The sequence below is a fragment of the Williamsia sp. 1135 genome (assembly GCF_002095395.1).
Taxonomy (GTDB): Bacteria; Actinomycetota; Actinomycetes; order Mycobacteriales; family Mycobacteriaceae; genus Williamsia.
In genome coordinates this window covers 138,432-159,076 of the sequence record NZ_MJEI01000105.1, presented here as the reverse complement: position 1 = coordinate 159,076, position 20,645 = coordinate 138,432, and the positions used below count along the sequence as shown (strand labels likewise).

14 protein-coding genes and 1 riboswitch are annotated in these 20,645 nt (G+C 65.2%); of the genes, 5 read left to right on the top strand and 9 right to left on the bottom strand.

The window, feature by feature from the left end; genetic code table 11:
- Positions 1–79 precede the first annotated feature (79 nt).
- Positions 80–1,519, top strand: a complete 1,440-nt coding sequence (locus tag BFL43_RS23975) for a short-chain fatty acyl-CoA regulator family protein (protein WP_206186742.1) — start codon at positions 80–82, stop codon at positions 1,517–1,519.
- A 20-nt stretch (positions 1,520–1,539) separates the two neighbouring features.
- Here BFL43_RS23975 and BFL43_RS23970 read toward each other — a convergent pair whose 3' ends face one another.
- The gene (locus BFL43_RS23970) at positions 1,540–3,021 is read right to left on the bottom strand and encodes an APC family permease (protein ID WP_084895712.1); all 1,482 of its coding nucleotides are present in this window, start codon (positions 3,019–3,021) and stop codon (positions 1,540–1,542) included.
- 139 nt (positions 3,022–3,160) lie between these two features.
- Between BFL43_RS23970 and BFL43_RS23965 the strand changes: the two genes are divergently transcribed.
- From BFL43_RS23965 to BFL43_RS23955, 3 genes are read left to right on the top strand one after another with little or no spacing between them, the layout of a single operon-like run.
- Entirely contained in the window at positions 3,161–4,516 is a 1,356-nt protein-coding gene (locus BFL43_RS23965; RefSeq protein ID WP_084895468.1) for an 8-oxoguanine deaminase, read from the top strand.
- Positions 4,516–5,340, top strand: a complete 825-nt coding sequence (locus tag BFL43_RS23960; RefSeq protein WP_084895466.1) for an FAD binding domain-containing protein — start codon at positions 4,516–4,518, stop codon at positions 5,338–5,340. The genes BFL43_RS23965 and BFL43_RS23960 overlap by 1 nt, the downstream gene beginning before the upstream one ends.
- Before the next feature lie 13 nt (positions 5,341–5,353).
- A complete protein-coding gene (locus tag BFL43_RS23955) occupies positions 5,354–8,086 on the top strand; it encodes a molybdopterin cofactor-binding domain-containing protein (protein ID WP_084895464.1) in 2,733 nt (910 codons plus the stop codon).
- Between the two features lie 16 nt (positions 8,087–8,102).
- Here the strand turns inward: BFL43_RS23955 and BFL43_RS23950 are convergent, their stop codons facing one another.
- From BFL43_RS23950 to BFL43_RS23915, 8 genes are all read right to left on the bottom strand, one after another.
- Positions 8,103–8,771, bottom strand: coding sequence for a hypothetical protein (locus BFL43_RS23950; RefSeq protein WP_084895462.1), 669 nt, complete (start codon positions 8,769–8,771; stop codon positions 8,103–8,105).
- Entirely contained in the window at positions 8,771–10,483 is a 1,713-nt protein-coding gene (locus tag BFL43_RS23945) for a GMC family oxidoreductase (protein WP_084895460.1), read from the bottom strand. Before BFL43_RS23945 ends, BFL43_RS23950 begins: the two co-directional genes overlap by 1 nt.
- A complete protein-coding gene (locus tag BFL43_RS23940; RefSeq protein ID WP_084895710.1) occupies positions 10,480–12,039 on the bottom strand; it encodes an NAD(P)/FAD-dependent oxidoreductase in 1,560 nt (519 codons plus the stop codon). The genes BFL43_RS23945 and BFL43_RS23940 overlap by 4 nt, the downstream gene beginning before the upstream one ends.
- Positions 12,036–12,563 carry a TetR/AcrR family transcriptional regulator gene (locus BFL43_RS23935; protein ID WP_084895708.1) on the bottom strand — a complete coding sequence of 176 codons (528 nt, stop codon included), beginning with the start codon at positions 12,561–12,563 and terminating at the stop codon, positions 12,036–12,038. Before BFL43_RS23935 ends, BFL43_RS23940 begins: the two co-directional genes overlap by 4 nt.
- A gap of 228 nt (positions 12,564–12,791) precedes the next feature.
- Complete coding sequence (locus BFL43_RS23930; protein WP_084895458.1) at positions 12,792–14,027, bottom strand: acyl-CoA dehydrogenase family protein; 1,236 nt, start codon at positions 14,025–14,027, stop codon at positions 12,792–12,794.
- A gap of 73 nt (positions 14,028–14,100) precedes the next feature.
- A complete protein-coding gene (locus tag BFL43_RS23925; RefSeq protein ID WP_168176711.1) occupies positions 14,101–14,592 on the bottom strand; it encodes a histidine phosphatase family protein in 492 nt (163 codons plus the stop codon).
- Positions 14,593–14,630: 38 nt separating this feature from the next.
- Positions 14,631–15,449: a CbtA family protein gene (locus BFL43_RS23920; protein ID WP_084895454.1), complete on the bottom strand. Its 819-nt coding sequence runs from the start codon at positions 15,447–15,449 to the stop codon at positions 14,631–14,633.
- A gap of 29 nt (positions 15,450–15,478) precedes the next feature.
- Positions 15,479–15,715: a CbtB-domain containing protein gene (locus tag BFL43_RS23915; protein ID WP_240498445.1), complete on the bottom strand. Its 237-nt coding sequence runs from the start codon at positions 15,713–15,715 to the stop codon at positions 15,479–15,481.
- A gap of 39 nt (positions 15,716–15,754) precedes the next feature.
- A riboswitch (cobalamin riboswitch) is annotated at positions 15,755–15,896 on the bottom strand.
- 65 nt (positions 15,897–15,961) lie between these two features.
- Here BFL43_RS23915 and BFL43_RS23910 point away from each other — a divergent pair.
- Complete coding sequence (locus BFL43_RS23910) at positions 15,962–20,542, top strand: ATP-dependent helicase (protein ID WP_084895452.1); 4,581 nt, start codon at positions 15,962–15,964, stop codon at positions 20,540–20,542.
- Positions 20,543–20,645 lie beyond the last annotated feature (103 nt).

The window sequence follows — 20,645 nt, the reverse complement described above, 5'->3', positions numbered from 1 at the left end:
AAAGGCCTTGCTGAGGCGTATTTTTGCGTATTTCGAGCAACGCTTTTGCGAACTTTGCAAACACCGACCCGCTACTGTGATGGCCGTGGCCAAGATGTTTGTCGGCACCAAGTTGCGTCGTCTGCGCGAAGAGCGAGCATTGACCCAGGCGGCGCTGGCACAGGGACTCGGGTTGTCGACCAGTTACGTCAATCAACTCGAGAACGACCAGCGGCCGCTGACCGTCGCGGTGTTGCTCCGGCTCACCGACACCTACGACCTGCTGGCACACTTTTTCTCCGCTGACACCGACGCCCGATTGATCGCCGACCTCGGGGAGGTCCTCGGTGAATACTCCGAGGCCGCCGACATCGGACAGGCCGAACTCGACGAACTGGTCGCGCGAATGCCCACAGTCGGACGCACATTGATCGGCCTGCATCGCCGACTCCACGCGGCCCAGACCGAGCTCGAGACCTACCAGGCGGGGGCGGCACCCGACCAGACGGAGAACTCGGGAGTCGTGTTCCCGGCCATGCCCTTCGAAGAGGTCCGCGACTTCTTCTACGACCGTCGCAATCACATACCCGAACTGGACCGGGCCGCCGAGAGGACATTCGAGGCCCAGGGGTTGCGAGTCGGCGAACTGGACTCCCAACTGGCGGATCTCCTCCTTCGCGAACACGACGTGCGGGTCGTCATCGACAACGACGACGGCGAGATCGGCTCTCGTAAAAGGGTGTTCGACTCGGAAACACAGGTGTTGCGCATCGCGCGACGACTCGATGCCGGGCAGCGCGCATTCCAGATGGCCACCCAATTGGCGTTTCTGGAGCATGCCGACCGCATCGACTCGATCCTGGCGCACGACAACACGCTCAGCGAACAATCGCAGCCGGTGGCCAGGATCGGGCTCGCCAACTACTTCGCCGGCGCCCTGTTGCTGCCCTACGAGAAGTTCCGGTCGGCGGCCGAGACGGAGCGCTACGACGTCGACAGACTGGCACTGCGCTTCCAGGTCGGATTCGAGACGGTCTGCCACAGGCTCTCCACCCTGCAGCGTCAACGTCAGCGCGGCGTTCCCTTCATCTTCGTCCGGATCGACCGTGCCGGGAACATCTCGAAGCGGCAGTCGGCCACAGCATTTCACTTCTCACGGGTGGGCGGCAGTTGTCCGTTGTGGGTCGCGCACGAAGCTTTCGCGCAGCCGGACAAGGTGCTGACACAGGTGGCCCAGATGCCCGACGGCAGGACCTATCTCTGGATTGCGCGGACAGTGCGATCGGCGTCTGCGGGCTACCTGGCGCCAGAGAAGATGTTCGTCGTCGCCCTCGGTTGCGACATCGCCTACGCCGACAGGCTGGTCTACTCCACGGGTATCGCGATCGACGACCCCACCATCACCGTGCCGATCGGGGCCGGTTGCAAGGTGTGCGATCGTCCATCGTGTCCACAGCGCGCATTCCCTCAGCTCGACCGACCGGTGCTGGTCGACGAACGCCAGAGCAGCGACCTGCCGTACCCGGCGACCATCCGCTGATCAGATACCCGGGGCTCGGCTCACCTCGCCGGGGTGTCGTCGTTCTCGAGTGCTGCAGCGTCCTCGAAGCCGGTCCCCCGGTCTTCCATCCGGTTGACCACGTACGTCACGCCCCACAGGACCACGCCCAGCAGCAGCATGACTCCCGCGATCTTGTACTGGATCATCTGGGTGTCGGTGCGGGCCCAGGGACCGGCGAGGAACAGACAGAGCACCGCGCCGAGCACCGGAATCCAGACCGGGGCCCGGAAGAACGTCTTGTCCTGGCCCCGCTTGAGGACCAGGCACGCCACATTGACGACCGCGAACACACACAGCAGCAGCAAGCCTGTGGTACCCGACAGCGCCGCAACGACGTCGTTGTCGGACAACTGGTTCACGACGATGATGAGCGCGAACGAGAGGACCGTCGTGAAGATGATCGCGGTCCACGGCGAACGGCGATTCGGCAAGACCTTGCCGAGGGACCTCGGCAGGACCCGTTGTTTGGACATTCCGTAGATCAGCCGGCTGGCCATCAGCATGTTGATCAGGGCCGTGTTCGCAACGGCGAACACGGTCAGGTACGGGAAGATCTCATCGATCGGGACCGAGGGTGCACCGATCCGCACCACGTGCAAGAGGATGCCTTCGTCGCCCGAGTCGTAGTCCAGGGGCAGCACCGCGATCACCGCGACGACGACGAGAACGTAGATCAGGCAGGCAGCGCCCAGACCGGTCAGCATCGTCTTGGGAAAGATCTTCTGCGGTTCCTTCACCTCCTCGACCATGTTCACCGAGTCTTCGAACCCGACCATGGCGAAGAAGGCAATGGTGGTCGCGATGGTGGTTGCCAGAAACCAGCCCTTGTCGTTGGCGTCCTCGAAGACCACGAGGTTTCCGATGTCGCCTTCACCGGTGCCGCGACCGGCAGCCACGAAGCCGATCACGATCACGATCATGAGCGCGAGCATCTCGACGAGGGTGAGAACCACGTTGAAGCGGACCGATTCCCCGACCCCGCGCAGATTGATCACGGCCAGGAAGACCATGAACGCCAAAGCCACGAACAGTTGCGCGCCGGTGCCGGTCGGAACGTTGAACCAGCCGAGCCCGTCGGCGTCGCTGAATGATTCGTGCAGGCCCTCGAGGAGGTTGCCCGCAACGACATTCGATGACGTGGAGGCGCTCGTGATGCCCGAACACACCACGGCGAACGCCACCAGGAACGTGACGAAGTGAATGCCGAAAGCCTTCTGCGTATAGAGGGCTGCACCTGCGCACTGGGGGAACTTGGTCACCAGTTCCAGGTAGGAGAAGGCCGTCAACGTCGCTACAGCGAAGGCGAGGATGAACGGCAACCACGCCATGCCACCGACGTTGTCGATCATCTGGCCGGTCACGGCGTACACACCGGCGCCGAGGATGTCACCGACGATGAACAGCAGGAGCAGGCGTGGACCCATCACCCGCTTGAGTTCGGGTTCGGCCTTGGGTGGCGGATTGACTGTCGCTTGCGTCATTTCGGATCCTTCCATTGCCTGGAACAGATTCCAGCTAGCCTGTACCCGAATTGCCCGACTCGCAAATGGTAGGACTCCGAGGTGGTCCGCCGTGGCCAGTTGTCATTTTTCTGTAACTCCGTCGTCGTACGGTGGCGCCATGAGCACAATCATCGAGAACGCCTTCATCGTGACGATGGATGCGGGGCGACGTGAGCTGCGCGGCGGATCGGTGGTCATCGTCGGCAACACGATCTCGGCGGTGGTCGACGGCGCTGTCGACGATGAGCTCCGAGACGCCGGTGAGGTGATCGACGGCACCGGATGCGTCCTGACCCCGGGGCTGATCAACACCCATCACCACCTGTACCAGTGGATCACCCGTGGCCTGGCGGCCGATCACACCCTGTTCCAGTGGTTGACCACCCTCTACCCCATCTGGGCGGGCATCGACGAGGAGGCCGTGAATGTCGCTGCCACAGGCGCACTCGGTTGGCTCGCTCTATCGGGTTGCACCACCAGCACTGACCACCACTACGTCTTTCCCAAGGAAGGCGGTGACCTGCTGGCGGCAGAGATCCTCGCCGCGCAGGCAGTCGGTGTGCGGTTTCACCCGACACGCGGGTCGATGGACCTCAGCGAGAAGGACGGTGGCCTGCCACCGGACAGCGTCGTAGAGACGATCGATCAGATCATGACCGCGAGTTCGGACGCCATCTCGCGGTGGCACGACCCGTCCCCCGACGCGATGATCAAGATCGCCCTCGCGCCCTGCTCCCCATTTTCCGTGACGGCCGACCTGCTGCGCGCGTCCGCTGAACTCGCCCGGGAGCGCAACGTCCGACTGCATACGCACCTCGCCGAGACGGTCGACGAATCCGACTACACGGCAGAGCACTTCGGTTGCACTCCGCTCGAGTACATGGAGAGCGTCGGCTGGGTCGGTCCCGATGTCTGGTTTGCGCATGGTGTGCACTTCGACGACAGGTCCATCGCCACCCTTGCGGCAACCCATAGCGCAATCGCGCACTGCCCCACCTCCAATGCCCGCCTCGGCGCCGGGATAGCTCGTACCGGGGATCTGCTCGCAGCGGGGGTCCCGGTCGGCCTCGGCGTAGACGGCTCGGCATCCAACGAGTCGTGCCGACTAGTGGAAGAGGCGCACCAGGCCGTCATGATGGCGCGGGCGATCGGCGGTCCGACCGCGATGACCACGAGAACCGCTCTCGAGCTGGCGACGCTCGGCGGCGCCGAGGTGCTGGGCTACAGCAACCTCGGATCCATTGAACCCGGCAAGCTCGCCGACCTGGTGCTCTGGCGTCTGGACGGTCTCGGCCACAGTGGAATCGCAGATCCGGTGGCGGCGCTGGTCTTGGGTGATGTACCACCTATCGAGCGGTCCTGGGTCAACGGCGAGGTCGTCGTCAGCGGAGGTCGACTGACGCGCGTCGATGCCGAGGTGGTCGCGGCGAGGGTGGCAGCAGCGCACTCGGCTCTGATCGCGAAGGCCGGCTGATGGACCTGCACACCATCGACTCGGTCACGATGCCGCGGACCCGCGCAGATCTCGCCGACCTTTGCGCGACCGACGGATTGATGGCGGGCGGAACGTGGTTGATGAGCGAACCGCAGCTGCATCTACGCCGGATTGTGGACCTGAGCGGAATGGACTGGCCCGAGCTGACCATCACCGACGCCGGACTCGAGATCGCTGCGACCTGCAGCATCTCCTCGCTCGTGGCGGCCACCTATCCAGCGGAGTGGGCTGCCTCCAGCGTGTTCCGGCAGGCCGCGCAGGCGTTGCTCGCGTCGTTCAAGATCTGGCAGAGCGCCACCGTCGGCGGCAACATCTGCCTCGGTTTCCCGGCCGGAGCGATGATCTCCATGGCGTCCGCGCTCGATGCCGAGCTGCTGATCTGGAAAGCCGATGGGACCGACCTACGCTGTTCGACAAACGAATTCGTCACCGGGATGGCTCACACCATTCTGCGGCCGGGAGACGTCCTGCGGTCGATCCAGCTACCCGCTGCGGCGCTACGGCAGCGGACGGTCCTGCGCAAGATGGCGATGTCGCCGCTCGGCCGGTCAGGGGCCGTGGTGATCGGCCGAGCGACACCGACCGGGATCCTCGTGTCGGTCACCGCCGCAACAGATGTCCCCTATGTGATCGCGACCGACTCGACAGAACCCACGAAGGTGCTCGAGCAGGTCTATTCGGCGATTCCCACCGACGCCTACTACTCCGACCCGCACGGCGAGGCCGGCTGGCGCCGGCAGGTGACCGGGGTACTGACGAGAGCGGTGGTCATGGAATTGGCCGAGCCACGAGTGAATGCATGAAGGGCGGTCGATCATGAAGATCAACGGTCAGTTCGTCGACGCTGTTCCGGCACCCGGGCAATGTCTACGCACGTTCTTGCGTGAACAGGGCCAGGACGATGTCAAAAAGGGCTGCGACGCGGGCGATTGCGGAGCCTGTTCTGTCCTCGTCGATGGCAAGGCGCAACACTCCTGCATCGTCCCCGCACACCGGGTCGCGGACGCCGATATCACGACTGTGGCCGGCCTCGGGACGCCGGAGAACCTGCATCCGATGCAGCAGAGATTCGTTGATGCTGCCGGCTTCCAATGCGGATTCTGCACGGCCGGAATGGTTGTCACCGCGAGTGCCCTCGATGAGGATCAGCTTTCAGACCTGCCGAACAGTCTCAAGGGGAACCTGTGCCGCTGCACCGGTTACCGCTCCATCCGGGATGCACTCGACGAAGTGGTGGGCACGGAGAAGGTTGCACCGGGTGACCCCGGTGTGTCGGTGGGCAAGTCCGTCCAGGCACCCGCCGCGCCGCGCATCGTGACCGGCACAGAGCCGTACACGATGGATCGCCTGCCCACGGATCTCGGTCACGTCGCAGTGATCGGTAGCCCGCACCCCCACGCCCGCATCGTCGCCATCGACACCACTGCAGCGGAACAGGTTCCGGGGGTGCGTGCGGTGCTGACCCATCGCGACGATCCCGGCGTGCTCTTCTCGACCGCCCGCCACGACAACCGACTCGACGACCCGGACGACGGACGGGTCTTCGATGTCACCCTGCGCTTCGTGGGTCAGCGGGTCGCCGCAGTGGTCGCCGACTCGATGACCATCGCGCGCAGGGCGAGTTCCCTGATCACCACCGAGTACGAGGTGCTCCCGGCCAATTTCGACCCCGCCCTTGCCACCGAGCCGGGCACACCACTCGTACACGGTGACAAGGGTCCCGAGGCACGGATCGCCGACCCCGGGACAAACCTGGTCGCCGCACTGGACGGCACGGTGGGCGACATCGACGCCGGCGTCGCGCTCGCGCGCGACACCGGCGGTGCGGTGGTCTCCGGCAGCTGGCAGACCGCACGGGTCCAGCACACGCACCTCGAGACCCACGGCGCGGTCGGCTGGCGCGACGATAAGGGTCGCATCGTGGTGCGCTCGAGCACTCAGGTGCCGTTTCTCGTCCGCGACGAGTTGTGCCACATCTTCGATCTGCCGCCAGATCAGGTCCGGGTGTACGCGGCACGGGTCGGCGGCGGATTCGGCGGAAAGCAGGAATTGCTCACCGAAGACCTGGTCGTGCTGGCGATGCTGAAGACCGGCCGGCCGGTGGTCTACGAGTTCACCAGGACCGATCAGTTCACCATCGCACCGTGTCGTCACCCGATGCGGGTCGACGTCACGGCCGCGGCGGGCGCGGACGGCGTGCTGACGGCGCTGTCGGTGTCGGTGCTCTCCGATGCCGGGGCTTACGGAAACCACAGCGGCGGTGTGATGTTCCACGGGTGTAGCGAATCCGTTGCGCTCTATCGAAGTCCGAACAAACATGTCGACGCACGCGCGGTGTACACCAACAACATTCCCTCGGGCGCCTTCCGTGGGTACGGACTCGGTCAGGTGGCCTTCGGGATCGAGGGAGCGATCGATGAACTGGCGGCGCGCCTGGGCATCGACCCGTTCGAGATGCGCAGAATCAATGTCGTTGTACCCGGCGATGATTTCGTGTCCTGGGAGATCGAGGAGGGAGATCTCGAGTTCGGCAGCTATGGGCTCGACCAATGCATCGATCTCGCCCAGCAAGCGCTGCTCGCGGGTAGAACCGACCCGGTACGTGGAGGCGTCGAACTCCAGCAACTGCCTGATTGGGAGATCGGGGAAGGTATGGCGGCTGCGATGATCGCCACCATCCCTCCGCGAGGACACTTCGCCGAGGCCGCGATGACCCTGACCACCGACGGAGAGTACGTCGCCGCGGTGGGTACCGCCGAGTTCGGCAACGGGACCACCACCGTGCTGACCCAGATCGCCGCCTCCGCACTGGGGTGCCCCCCGGGCCAGATCACGATTCGGCAGGCAGACACCGACGAGATCGGCTACGACACCGGCGCGTTCGGATCTGCCGGCACCGTCGTCGCGGGCAAAGCCCTACGTTGTGCGTGCGATCGATTGCGCACCAGCATGATCGAGGTCGCAGCCCGCGCCCTCGACGCGGACCCGGCGGCGTGCGTACTGGGACCACAGGGCGTTCAGGCCGGTTCGGACTTCATCGACCTGGCCGGAATCGCCGCGGCATACGGCGGACCGGTGGCGTCGGAAGGCAAGCACGACGGCAGCCCGCGGTCGACCGCGTTCAATGTGCACGCGTTCCGGGTGGGGGTGAACACCTCTACCGGCGAAGTGCGGATCCTGCATTCGCTGCAGTCCGCGGACGCCGGAGTGGTGATGAATCCTCAACAGTGCCGCGGCCAGGTCGAAGGCGGTGCGGCACAGGCGATCGGCAGTTCTCTCTACGAAGAGATGATCCTGGAGAACGGGCACGTCATCACCCAGGTACTGCGCAATTACCACATCCCGCAGATCGCCGACGTCCCCGACACCGAGGTCTACTTTGCCGACACCTACGATGCCATCGGACCGCTGGGTGCCAAGTCGATGAGCGAGTCACCCTACAACCCGGTAGCACCTGCACTCGAGAGTGCCATCCGGAACGCGATCGGCGTACGGGTGTACGAGCTACCGATGAACCCACCGAGGGTCTGGCACGCCATCAACCGGTGACCGTGCGGGCGAGGCGTCACTCCGTCGAGATCGTTGTTCCCAGACCGGTTTCCATCCGCCCGGAGACGATCTGCAGGCCGTGGTGAGTGCCCGCTGTGAGCCAGGATGTCAACGTCGGGCCGTCCGAGAGAACCGTCACCCGGGCATATCGAGCCTTCCCGGTGAGTTTCGATCCCGCGATGGCCAGCCCACCGGCAGCCGGCTGCGCGAAGCCGATCCCGCCCTTGATCGGAAACGCGGGACCGCGACCGTCGGACTGCGTCTGGACTGCCCATTCCGGACCGCTCGCGCCGGCGCCTGCGAGAACGTCACCGGTGAACGTGGCCATCACTTTGGGCAGTTGCCAGTGCTCACGGCCACCGTGCACCGAGGCAGCAGAGTCGACGGCGATGAACGGTACCGAGATCCGCGGAAGCGCACCCAGTCCGCCACCGGGCCGCCGCAGCACCGGGCTGGCGAGAATCTCCCGGTACGGGCCGACCGGTGAATCGAGGTAGTCGACGACCATACCCAGCGTGATACCGATCGTGGACTCGGAGTCCCCGGCGGACTGGGCCCCGATGTCTTTCGCGGCCTGGGTGCTGCGGTGCCACCAGATGGTGGCACGTACATTCGCGGGCCAGGGTGGCGGCGCGCTCACCGGCACCTCGCCGGGGTCGATGTCGGACTCGGCCACACTCCACATCAGCAGGCTCCCTTCACGGATTCGGACTCACGATCTCGAACGAACAGAGGGAGCCGCAGGGCTCCCGGGGCACGCTCGGGCACAACAGGTGACACCGGCTGGACCGGCGAGATCCGCTGGTACTCGGTACCCAGTTCGGGACGTTCGTCGATCTCACCCTTGTTGGGCCAGAAAGCGATGGCACGTTCAGCCTGCGCGGTGATCGTCAGAGACGGGTTCACGCCGAGGTTGGCACTGACCGCGGACCCATCGACCACGTGCAGCCCGGGATGACCGAACATCCGGTGGTAGGGATCGACGACGCCTTCGCCCGGATCAGCACCGATCACGCAGCCACCGATGAAGTGTGCGGTCATCGGGATGTTCACGATTTCCGCCATCGATCCACCGGGGTCTCCCCCGATCTTGTCGGCCAGCAACCGGATCGCCTCGTGCCCCTGCGGTATCCATTCCGGTGGTGGATCGCCTGCGCCCGCGCGGCTGGTCAGTTGCCTGCCGAAAATACCGCGCTTGGAACCCAGTTCGAGAGAGTTGTCGTCGGTCTGCATCACCAGGGCGATCACGGTCTTCTCCGACCAGTGCCGTACCGACAGACTCCGGGCGAAGGCTCCAGGATGGCGTAGTGCCACACCCGCGGTCTTCAGGATGCGCGGAACCTTGCCGCCACCGTCGGACAACACGGTCTGCAGCAGCCCGATGGCGTTGCTGCCCTTGCCGTATCGGACCGGTTCGATGTGCGTGTGATCGTCGGGATGGAAGGACGAGGTGATCGCCACCCCTTCGGTGTAGTCCGTCTTGCGGTCGCGAGCCGTCGCGGCCAGGACCGCCTCGGAATTGGTGCGCACCACCGAACCCAGCTGGTCGGACAGATGCGGGAGTTGTTCGGTCTCCTTCATCGCGAGCAGCAGCTTCTGCGTGCCGTATGTGCCTGCGGCGAAGACGACCTGTCCCGCGAAGATGCTCTTCTCGCGGCGCCGAACCTTCGCGCCCGTGCGCCGGATGACGATCTCATAATCGTCGCCCGCGGGACGTACCGCTGTCACCGTCGTCAGCGGCAGCACCGTGACCCCGGCCTCTTCTGCCAGATGAAGGTAGTTCTTGACCAGGGTGTTCTTTGCTCCCACCCGGCATCCGGTCATGCACGATCCACATTCGGTACACGCGGTACGCTCCGGTCCGGCTCCCCCGAAGAACGGATCCGGTACCTGCTCACCGGGATTGCCGAACAGGACCCCGACCGGCGTCGTGGTGAATGTCGAGCCGACCCCCATGTCGTCGGCGACTGCACGCATCACCTTGTCCGCCGGTGTCACGCTTGGATTGTCCACCACACCGAGCATTCGCCGGGCCTGGTCGTAGTACGGCGTGAGTTCGTCCTGCCAGTCGGTGATGTGCCCCCACTGCGGATCCTCGAAGAATCTGGTGGGCGGCTTGTACAGCGTGTTGGCGTAGTTCAGGGAACCGCCTCCGACGCCCGCGCCGGCCATCACCAGCACATCGGGGAGCAGGTGTATCCGTTGCACACCATAGCAACCCATCCAGGGCGCCCAGAGGTATTTACGCAGCCGCCAACTCGTCTTCGGGAGTTCGTCATCTGCGAATCGGCGGCCCGCCTCCAGTACCGCGACCTTGTAACCCTTCTCGGCCAGTCGCAGTGCGGCCACCGATCCACCGAACCCCGAGCCGACGATCACCACGTCATAGTCGTTCATGCGGACTCGCTTTCCTGTGACCGGCGCGCAGGCAGATCTGCACCACCGGGTGTGTCGTTCTTGTCGAGTTCGTAGTCACCGAGATCGGCGGAGCGCAGCAACTGCCGGAATCCCCAGGTGAACGTCGGCCACATCACCGAGTTTCTGCCGTTCTTGTCGAAGTACCAGCTCGAGCAACCACCGGAGTTCCAGACCGTACCGTCGAGACCCTCGTCGATCGCCGAGTTGTAGAAGTCCTGGGAACGCTGATTCACGTTGATGCTGACCAAGTTCCGATCAGCCATCTGTTCGAGAGCGGAGCTGATGTAGTTGGCCTGCGACTCGAGCATGTACACGATCGAGCTGTGTCCGAGGTTGGTGTTCGGACCGTACATCAGGAAGAGGTTCGGAAACCCGTGGACCGTGGTTCCGCGATACGCGTTGGGGCTACCGTCCCAGATCTCCGCGAGGCTGCGTCCATCGGTGCCGTGGAGCACCTTCGCGACCGGTGGTTCCGTGGCGGTGAAACCGGTTCCGAAGATCACCGCGTCCACCTTGTGCTCGACGCCCGAGGAGTCGACCACACCGTCGGCGGTCACGGCGGACACCCCGTGGTCGACGAGGTTCACGTCCGGACGCGCCAGTGTGGGTAACCAGGTGTTGCTGAGCAGCATCCGCTTGCAGCCGATGGTGAACTTCGGCGTCAACTTCTTGCGGAGCACAGGGTCTTTCACTTGCTTACGCAACTGAGTCGTCGCCAGCAACTTGAACAACGGAAGCAAGAACGTGAACTTCGCCAACGCGACGACATACGCTTCGCGGTACAGGTACAGACCTCCGCGAGCGATCTTCTGCGAAGGGGGCAATGTTCGGTAGAGAGCGCGCTCCAGCTTGCCGACCGGGCGATCGAGCCTGGGGATGATCCATGCGGGTGTGCGCTGGAGTACCGTCAGATGTGCTGCGGGATCGGCTAATTCGGGGACGAACTGGATCGCCGAGGCGCCGGTGCCGACAACGGCGATGCGCTTTCCGGTCGGATCGAAACTGTGATCCCAGGTGGCGCTGTGGAACATCGTGCCGGTGAAGTCGCCGATGCCGGGTACATTCGGCAGGCTTGGATTCGACAGCGTTCCGGTGGCGGCGACGAGCACCTTCGCGGAGACCATTCCGCGCGACGTCTCCACTACCCAACGCGCGAGCTGCGGATCCCAGCGTCCGCCCAGCAGCTCGCAATCGAACAGTGTGCGCTCGCGAAACCCGAAGTCGTCGGCGACCGAACGCAGGTAGCTGAAGATCTCCGGTTGCCGCGCATAGTTGTTCGACCAGTCCGGACTCGGCGCGAACGAGAACGAGTAGAGGTTGCTCGGCACGTCGCAGGCCGCACCGGGGTAGGTGTTGTCGCGCCAGGTGCCACCGACGTCGCCTGCCCGTTCGATGAGGATCACGTCGGCGTTGCGGTTACCTTTCAAGATCCTGTGCGCGGCAGCCAGACCGGCAAAGCCGGTACCGACGATCAGGGTGTCGACGTGCGTGGGCAACGCTGCGAGCGGCGCCTTGTCGGTCTTGATAGTGGTCATCTGGTTGTCACCATGGCCTCCCATATCGGGACCAGGCGTTTGCGTAGCTCCTGGTCGGACTTGTCGTTGCGGAACAGCGCCGAGACGGCGAGTCCGCGCGCCAGTTCGACGCTGATCTCTATTGCTTCTGGTGTCATCCGGTCGCCGAAGATCACGGCACCACCGGTGTTGATCGCCTCGTTGACCCGCGCCTCGAGGGGCAGAACCGCCGCATGCAGCGCAGGGTCGGTGCGAGCGGCAATCCACAGTTCGAGTGCGGCGTAGAACAGGGGCCCCGAGAACGCGTCGAGGAAGACCTCCACGCTCGCTCGTTGTCCGGCCGCGTGCGCTTCGAGCAATTCCGCCAACCGTTGCTCGACAAGGTGCTCGACGGCCGCGACCACCAGTGACTCTTTCGTCGGGAAGTGATGGAGTTGTGCACCCCGGGACACACCGGCACGCCGCGAGATCTCCTGCGTGCTGGTACCGGAATACCCCTTGTCGATGAGGCACGAGATGGCCGCATCGAGCAGGCGCGCACGCATCTGCGCGGTGCGCTCGGCCTGCGTGCGGGTCGGCGCTCTGTCCCCATCCGTCTCATGGGTCGTTGCTGTGTTGGTCGCCACACTCAGGAGGTTAGCGGAGAACTTAGAAACAGTCCAGTCTGTTTGTAAGTTGGTCCTGCGTTGCCGGTGAAGACCCAGCACAAGCAGGAAGACCCAGCAGCTGCAGCTCCTGGGTCTTCCTGCTTCGCCTGGATTTGTGCCGGGAAACTACCTGGCCAGGACGCCTTTGGCCACGTGGGTGGTCTGGATTTCGTTGCTGCCGGCGTAGATCATCAGCGACTTCGCGTCGCGGGCAAGTTGCTCGACCCGATACTCGGTCATGTACCCGTTGCCGCCGAACAACTGGATCGCCTCCATGGCGACATCGGTGGCCGCCCGGGAGGAATAGAGCTTCATCGCCGAGGCCTCCGCGAGGTCCAGAGGCTTGCCCGACTGCGCCCGCTCGAGCGCGTGGAACACCATGTTCTGGACGTTGAAGCGGGCCACCTCCATCTCCGCCAACTTGAGCTGGATCAGCTGAAGTTCGGAGATCGGCTTGCCCCACAGCGTGCGCTGCTTGGCGTAGTCGACGCACAAGCGCTGACATTCGTTGATGATGCCCAGCGAGAGCGAGGCGATGCCTACGCGCTCGAGCACGAATCCGGCTTTCGCGCCGTCACCGCCGCCCTTCGCACCGACCTCTTCCGTCTCACCGAGGAGACGGTCCTTGTCGAGTTTGACGTTGTCGAAGAAGAGCTCTCCGGTCGGCGAGGACATGATGCCCATCTTCTTGAACGGCTTGCCCTGCGCCAATCCCTCCATGCCCTTGTCGAGCACGAACGTGAGCACCTTGCGACGGCGCCGGTCGACACTCGCATCACCGTCGTCGAGCTTCGCGAAAACGACGATCGTATCGGCGAACGGCCCGTTGGTGATGAAGGTCTTCTGCCCGTTGAGGATGTAGTTCTCACCGTCTCGCTTGACGGTCGTCTTCATGCCACCCAGCGCATCTGAGCCCGAATCGGGTTCAGTGATGGCCCAGGCGCCCACCTTGTTCATGGTGACCAGGTCCGGGAGCCAACGCTTCTTCTGCGCCAAGGTGCCCTTGGACCGGATCGTCGAGGGCGTCAGCCCCAGACTCACGCCCATCGAGGCGACGATGCCCAAGCTCACGCCCGCCAGTTCGATGTTGAGGATCGAGCCCATCGATGTCATACCCGCCCCGGGCGAGGGCTTCTTGGGCTCGGCCTCGCCGCGGGCCACGGCCTCGTCGTGGGCGAACTCCTTCTCCAGGGAATCGGTCGCCATGGCGTCGACACCGAAGGTCTTGAGCAGATTCCGGACGATGTCGTACGGCGGCAGCGCGCCGGTCTCGAGCTCATCGATGTGCGGACGGATCTCTTTGTCGATGAACCCGCGTACCGCGTCGCGCACCATCAGGTCTTCTTCGGACCACTCGAACATGCAATTTCCCCTAGCGTCAGCAATCGTTCTTTCTGCCAATACTAGAATCTGAAATCATTTTCAGGAACAGGTTTCAGAAATCGGTCGAGCCCAACTGCAGCCGCCATCGCCCACCTCGGCGTTCGAGATCGACCACCCCGGCAGGCGCCACCTCGACGCCCCAGAAGCTCACCCCGGTGGCCGCGGCGACGAGGCCCTGCGCGGTCCCGCACCCGACCACCGCACCGACATCGACTGTCCACGCGGTGTCGAGCCAGTCGGTCAGGCGCGCAAGAAATGCCGTGATGCTCTCGCCGCCATGAGGATTCGCGCCGGGATCGCCGAACCACTCCCCGAGGTCCATGGGATCGACCTGGTCCGGCGTGAGGCCTTCCCATCGCCCCAGATCCAGTGCTTTCAGCGCGTTGTCGACGACCCCGTCCGCCCCGATCTCTGCGGCTGTTTCGATCGCCGATCGATCCGGCGCGATGCGGACCGTGTCCGGATACGACAAACGCAGCCGCGCGCAATCGGCGCGACCGCGTTTGTCGAGTGGATCGTCGTGCGCACCGAACCGCAGTGCCACGTTGGGCCCGGTCCGGGCCGCGGTGATCAGTCGTAGTCTCAGCGAACGCTTCTCTGAGGTGTTGCGACGCCCGCCTCGCGGCCGGCGCGCTTGCCGATCCAGGTGAGCGACAACGCGAATCCGAGCCCCAGGACGCCCCACAGAATCACCTGGTTGACGATCGAGTAGTACCGGAAATCGCCGACGACATCAGCCGGGAATCCCGGGAACACGATGGTGTTGCCGTCCAGCAGTGGTCCGGGCACCTCGTCGAAGCTCGGTAGCAGCGCGATACTGATACCGACCGCGATGAAGTAGGCAACCACACCGGCGACTGCCGAGAGCAGACCACCGATGCGCGGCGCGAGCCAGAAGGCCAGCACGGTCGCCGCGATGAGGAATGCCACGGACAGCAGCAGGATCGTGAGGTAAGCGCCGCTGCGCGCACCGATGGTGTCGTCGCTGCCGACGGCGGGAGGATTGGCCGGGTATGCACTGAACGGGATCAGGTACACCGCCATGAATCCCCCGACGGCGAGAAGCCCGGCGACGACGCGAGGATCGACCAGCGGGTAGCGACGGCCGACGTACGACCAGACAACGGTGAACGCGACCGCGAAGAACGCACCGATGATCAGGCCGAAGACAACCGTGCCCGTACTGGCGCCCCAGTTCTGCTGGACGGCCCGGCTGAAGACCTCGCCGTGCTCATGACCGGCGTCGCCCCCAGCCAATTCGAGTTCCGCATGTCCGCGGCCCTCTTCGTAGCCGATGGCCCGCTCCACGAGCGGTTCGATGTAGATACGAGCGAAAACGAACGCGAGTAATCCGGCGACCAGGCCTGAGAGCAGGCCGGCGCCAATGAACTTCTTTTCCATGAATTCAGTTCCTCAGTGGCTTCGGTGGCTCAGTGGCAGGGGAAGCCGAGGAAGTGGCGGGCGTCGTGAATGTACTCGTGAACGTGGGTGTCACTGCCGAAAACGGACACCGCCCCTTGATCGAAACCGAGGAAATAGTAGGCGAGAGCAGCGACCAGCGTGGTGGCGGTCAGCCACAGCGCGGCGTTGATCGCGGACACGTCGGGCACCGCTATCGCCAGGGCCGGCTTTGCCGAAAGGGACTGCGCCATTGACGAACTGGACATTGGTATCTCCTCTCGCGGGATTACGCGTCCCGCGTCATGCGTGTGTTTGTCACCAAGTGCCGGAGCCCTGACTCGCCCACCAGGCGAAGCCCGACGGAACTCACAGTGGCGCGACCGTTCCGGATTCACACCGGATTTCCCGTTCACCTGGTCCGCAGTGACTGTATTCCGCTGCGTTTTACCCGGTCAACTGCAGGGAAGATCTAGACCACCGACGATGTCCGACCTCTCGTGGATCATGGAGCAATGGCCGCCCGCAAGTCCTCCCCCTCAGCCCCCGCCGGGCTAGACCCGCAGCAGGTCATGGGCCGCTTTGCCGCGCCCACCCGCGCGTGGTTCACCTCGGCGTTCCCCGAACCGACCTCGGCGCAGCTCGGAGCCTGGAACGCCATCTCCGCCGGCGAGAACACGCTGGTGGTCGCGCCCACCGGCTCGGGTAAGACGTTGTCGGCATTCCTGTGGGCACTCGATCAGCTGTCGCGGCCGGAGTCCGAGGTGGCGACCACCGGCACCCGGGTTCTCTATGTCTCACCGCTCAAGGCACTGGCCGTGGATGTCGAGCGGAACCTACGGGCCCCGCTGATCGGCCTCACGCGCGCAGCGCAGCGGATCGACCAGCCGATCGCGGACATCACCGTCGGGGTGCGTTCCGGCGACACCCCGGCCGCGCAGCGCAGACAACTCCTGCGCAAGCCGCCCGACATCCTGATCACCACGCCCGAGTCGCTGTTCCTGATGCTCACCTCGGCAGCACGGGAGACGCTGGAGAACGTCGAGACGGTGATCGTCGACGAAGTGCATGCCGTGGCCGGCACCAAGCGCGGCACCCACCTGGCGTTGTCCCTCGAGCGTCTCGACACCCTGCTCGAAAAACCGGCTCAGCGCATCGGACTGTCGGCAACCGTGCGCCCGCCCGAGCGCATCGCCGGCTTCCTCTCGGGGAGCAGGCCATGCACCGTGGTCCAGCCACCCGCCGCCAAGACCTTCGACCTGTCGGTCAACGTGCCGGTCGCCGACATGACCAACATCCCGGTGATCGCGAGCAGCGAAGAGATCGACGACGAGGCATCGGCGCCCGCGGCCGGCTCCCTGTGGCCGTACGTCGAGAGCTCGATCGTCGATCTCATCGAGAAGAACCGGTCGACCATCGTGTTCACCAACTCGCGACGGCTGTCTGAACAGCTGACGGCCCGCCTCAACGAGGTGCACGCCACCCGCCTCGGCGAGCCCACCGAATCTGCGCCCAACCCGGCGGTTCCCGGCGGGGCCCCGGCACAGATGCTCGGTAGTGGCATCAGCTCCGGGGCCGAACCGCTGCTGGCCCGCGCCCACCACGGCTCGGTGAGCAAAGAGGTCCGGGGGCAGATCGAGGACGAACTCAAGTCCGGCCGCCTGCGCTGCGTGGTGGCCACCAGCAGCCTCGAGCTCGGTATCGACATGGGCGCGGTCGATCTGGTTATCCAGGTCGAGGCGCCCCCCTCGGTGGCCAGCGGCCTGCAGCGGATCGGGCGCGCCGGTCACCAGGTCGGTGAGATCAGTCAGGGCGTGCTGTTTCCCAAGCACCGCGGAGATCTGCTGCGGTGCGCGGTACTCGTCGAGCGGATGACGGACGGACTGATCGAAGAACTCACCGTTCCCGCCAACCCACTCGACGTACTCGCGCAGCAGACCGTCGCCGCGTGCGCCACCGGCACGATCGACGTCGACGACTGGTACCAGACCGTCCGCCGCAGCGCGCCGTACGCCACGTTGGCGCGACCGGTCTTCGACGCAACTCTCGACCTGTTGTCCGGGCGTTATCCGTCCGACGAGTTCGCCGAGCTCCGACCACGCATCGTCTGGGACCGCGCGCAGGGCACGCTCACCGGTAGGCCGGGCGCACAGCGACTTGCGGTCACCTCCGGTGGCGCAATTCCCGACCGAGGCCTCTTCGCGGTGTACATGGTCGGCGAAAAACAGACGCGGGTGGGCGAACTCGACGAGGAGATGGTCTACGAGTCCCGTGTCGGAGATGTCTTCGCGCTCGGCGCCACCAGCTGGCGTATCGAGGACATCACCCACGACCGGGTGCTCGTGACACCGGCGTTCGGGCAGGCCGGGCGACTTCCCTTCTGGCACGGTGACAGCATCGGCCGGCCTGCCGAACTCGGTGAGGCCATCGGGAAGTTCGTCGGCGAATTGTCCAAGCCCGGCAAGCTCGGTGCACACGCGGAGCGGCTGGGGCTCAACGAGTTCGCCCGCGACAACCTCGCTCAACTGGTCTCCGAGCAACAGGCCGCCACCGGCCACCTCCCCACCGACCGCACTCTTCTCGTCGAGAGGTTCCGCGACGAACTCGGCGACTGGCGGGTGATCCTGCACTCCCCCTACGGTTTACGTGTTCACGCACCATGGGCCAGTGCGGTCGCCGCTCGCCTGCAGCAGGACTATGGCATCGACGGCGCCGTCTCGGCTGCGGACGACGGCATCATCGTGCGTCTCCCCGACACCGACGATCAACCACCCGGAGCTGCGCTCTTCCACTTCGACCCGGACGAGATCGAGCAGATCGTCACCGAGCAGCTCGGCGGCTCGGCGATGTTTGCCTCGCGCTTCCGTGAATGCGCCGCCCGCGCACTGCTGCTGCCGCGCCGCAATCCCGGCAAACGCGCCCCGCTGTGGCAACAGCGTCAGCGCAGCGCCCAATTGCTCGACGTGGCAAGGAAGTTTCCGCAGTTCCCGATCATCCTCGAGGCCTTCCGCGAGTGTCTGCAGGATGTCTACGATCTCCCCGCGCTCGTCGGCATGCTCACGAAAGTCGCCGATCGGCGCCTGCGGGTCATCGAGATCGAGACCGAGACACCGTCGCCGATGGCCTCGTCGCTGCTGTTCGGCTACGTCGGCGCGTTCATGTACGCCGACGACGCCCCACTCGCCGAACGCCGCGCCGCGACCCTTTCGCTCGACACGGCGTTGCTCGCACAACTGCTGGGTCGAGTGGATCTGCGAGAATTACTCGACCAGAACGTCATCGCCGACACCGAGGCCAAACTCCAGCGCCTTCACCCCGACCGCCAGGCCCGCGACATCGAGGGCATCGCGGATCTGTTGCGGTGGCTCGGTCCGCTCAGTGAATCCGACGTCGCCGCGCGATTCACCGGCGATGAACCCCTCCCGTTGCTCGCCCAACTCGTGTCGGCCGGCCGAGCGATCGAGGTGCCCCGTGGGGGCTCTCTGCTGTTCGCCGCCGCCGAGGATGCGGGCAGACTCCGTGACGGGCTCGGCATCCCTCCCCCGCAGGGGCTTCCGATGGCGTTCCTCGAACCCGTCGACGATCCGCTCGGCGATCTGATCGGACGTTACGCCCGGACGCACGGACCGTTCGTCGCCGCCGATGCGGCCACCGCGCTCGGCCTCGGTGTCGCTGTCGTACGCGACACCCTCGTTCGACTGGCGAGTTCGCGGCGGGTCGTCGAAGGAGACTTCCGGCCCGAACCGGAGGGCACCCTGCGCAGCAGTGAACAGTGGTGCAACACAGAGGTTCTCTCAGGGCTTCGGCGAGCGTCACTGGCGGCGAGCCGCGCCGAGGTCGCACCCGTCAGCCATGAGACGTACGCGCGGTTCGTCACCGGCTGGCAACACGTCACCCGGCAGTCGCGGTTGCGCGGTATCGACGGCGTGTCGGCGGTCATCGATCAGCTCGCCGGTGTACCCATCCCGGCGTCTGCGTGGGAGTCCCTGGTCCTGCCTGCTCGCGTCGCCGATTATCGACCCGACATGCTCGACGAATTGACCGCCGGCGGCGAAGTCCTGTGGGCCGGGCACGGCCGGCTGTCCGGTTCCGACGGGTGGATCAGCCTGCATCCGGCCGATCTCGCCGAGGACAGTCTGCCGACCCCCGCCGAGATCGACATGGGTGAGCTGCATCAGCGGGTCCTCGACCATCTGGCCCCGGGCGGTGCGTTCTTCTTCCGGCAGTTGAGCGAGTCGATGGCCGTCGGCGGTGTCACCCCGCTCGGTTCAGAACTCGAGATGGTGCTGTGGGATCTCGCGTGGGCGGGCCTGATCAGCAACGACACGTTCACCCCCGTGCGTTCACTGCTGGGTCCGGGCCGTAAACCCGGTGCAGTCCGAAGTGCGCCGGCGCACCGTGGGCGGCGACGGTTCGCCCGGACCCCTCGCACGGCGCCGCAGTCGATGACCGGACGGTGGTTCGTGTTGCCGGCCCCGATCTCAGATCCCACCCTCGCCGTCGCCGCGCAGTGCACAGCACTACTCGACCGGTACGGCGTCGTCACCAAGGGCGCGGTGATGACGGAGGGCATCGTCGGCGGTTTCTCGCGGGTGTACAAGGCCCTCACCGGGTTCGAGGACAGTGGCAAAGTACGGCGTGGTTACTACATCGACGGATTGGGCGGCGCGCAATTCGCCGCGACCACCACCGTGGACAGACTCCGCGACGAGGTCGAGCCGATAGGGCAGACGGCCATCGCGCTGGCGGCGACCGATCCCGCCAACCCGTACGGTTCCGCCCTCGCGTGGCCGCAGCAGTCGGAGGGGCATCGCCCCGGCCGCAAACCTGGCGCGCTGGTGGTGCTGGTGGACGGTCATCTCGTGCTGTTCGTCGAGCGAGGCGGTAAGACGGTGCTGACCTTCAGTACCGATTCCGAGCAACTCGCGGCGGCCACCGCGGCGCTTGCTCGAGTGGTTACCCGGGGTCAGGTGGACCGGTTGTATGTCGAGCGCGTCGACGGTGAACCCGTCCTGACCGGCGCGTTGGCCGAGCACCTACGAGACAGCGGTTTCGACCCGACGCCCCGCGGTTTGCGGTTACGCAGAACCGGATGAGCATCGCTTCATCCCGGAGACAAGCCAGCCATGTGGCTTCGGCCCGAGCCGTGGCGTCCTAGGCTGTACCCGGGCCCGGGGTTCAATTACGCAAAGGAACATT

Coding starts and splice junctions, on each gene's coding strand:
- BFL43_RS23975 (WP_206186742.1), top strand. CDS start 80: ATGGCCGTGGCCAAGATGTTTGTCGGCACCAAGTTGCGTCGTCTGCGC.
- BFL43_RS23970 (WP_084895712.1), bottom strand. CDS start 3,021: ATGACGCAAGCGACAGTCAATCCGCCACCCAAGGCCGAACCCGAACTC.
- BFL43_RS23965 (WP_084895468.1), top strand. CDS start 3,161: ATGAGCACAATCATCGAGAACGCCTTCATCGTGACGATGGATGCGGGG.
- BFL43_RS23960 (WP_084895466.1), top strand. CDS start 4,516: ATGGACCTGCACACCATCGACTCGGTCACGATGCCGCGGACCCGCGCA.
- BFL43_RS23955 (WP_084895464.1), top strand. CDS start 5,354: ATGAAGATCAACGGTCAGTTCGTCGACGCTGTTCCGGCACCCGGGCAA.
- BFL43_RS23950 (WP_084895462.1), bottom strand. CDS start 8,771: ATGTGGAGTGTGGCCGAGTCCGACATCGACCCCGGCGAGGTGCCGGTG.
- BFL43_RS23945 (WP_084895460.1), bottom strand. CDS start 10,483: ATGAACGACTATGACGTGGTGATCGTCGGCTCGGGGTTCGGTGGATCG.
- BFL43_RS23940 (WP_084895710.1), bottom strand. CDS start 12,039: ATGACCACTATCAAGACCGACAAGGCGCCGCTCGCAGCGTTGCCCACG.
- BFL43_RS23935 (WP_084895708.1), bottom strand. CDS start 12,563: ATGCGTGCGCGCCTGCTCGATGCGGCCATCTCGTGCCTCATCGACAAG.
- BFL43_RS23930 (WP_084895458.1), bottom strand. CDS start 14,027: ATGTTCGAGTGGTCCGAAGAAGACCTGATGGTGCGCGACGCGGTACGC.
- BFL43_RS23920 (WP_084895454.1), bottom strand. CDS start 15,449: ATGGAAAAGAAGTTCATTGGCGCCGGCCTGCTCTCAGGCCTGGTCGCC.
- BFL43_RS23915 (WP_240498445.1), bottom strand. CDS start 15,715: ATGTCCAGTTCGTCAATGGCGCAGTCCCTTTCGGCAAAGCCGGCCCTG.
- BFL43_RS23910 (WP_084895452.1), top strand. CDS start 15,962: ATGGCCGCCCGCAAGTCCTCCCCCTCAGCCCCCGCCGGGCTAGACCCG.